Source organism: Kocuria sp. CPCC 205235, assembly GCF_040980905.1.
Taxonomy (GTDB): Bacteria; Actinomycetota; Actinomycetes; order Actinomycetales; family Micrococcaceae; genus Kocuria; species Kocuria carniphila.
Genome location: NZ_JAVKPR010000103.1, coordinates 1 through 543, shown reverse-complemented (window position 1 = coordinate 543; position 543 = coordinate 1). Strand labels below are relative to the sequence as shown.

Genomic DNA, 543 nt, shown 5'->3' with positions numbered 1-543 from the left:
ATGACGATCAGGCGCCTGCCCGCCACCACGGACCTCAGCGGGTTGAGCTTGAGCCGGATGCCGAGCTGGCGGATCGTGTCCGAGGGCTGGATGAACGTCCTGCCCACGTAGGCGTTCTTGACCAGGCCGTTGCCGAAGGGGATCCCGGACTCCTCGGCGTAGCCGATGGCCGCGGGGGTCCCGGACTCCGGGGTGGGCATCACGAGGTCCGCCTCCACGCGGTGCTCCCGGGCGAGCCGTCGGCCCATCTCCACACGGGACTCGTACACGGAGCGGCCGTTGATGGTGGTGTCCGGGCGGGCCAGGTAGACGTACTCGAACACGCACGCGGCGCGGCGGGTCTCGGCGAAGCGCTGGGAGCGCAGACCGTGCTCGTCGATCACCACGAACTCGCCGGGCTCGATCTCCCGGACCAGCGAGGCGCCCACGATGTCCAGCGCGGCCGTCTCGGAGGCCACCACCCATCCCCGCTCCAGCCGGCCGAGGACCAGCGGGCGGATGCCCTGCGGGTCGCGGGCGGCGTAGAGGGCGTTCTCGTCCATG

The 543-nt window shown here is 71.5% G+C and carries 1 protein-coding gene; it reads right to left on the bottom strand.

Features of this window, described 5'->3' with window-relative positions:
- The coding region (locus RF638_RS16190; RefSeq protein ID WP_368842483.1) for an amidophosphoribosyltransferase at positions 1-543 on the bottom strand (543 nt) is incomplete at both ends.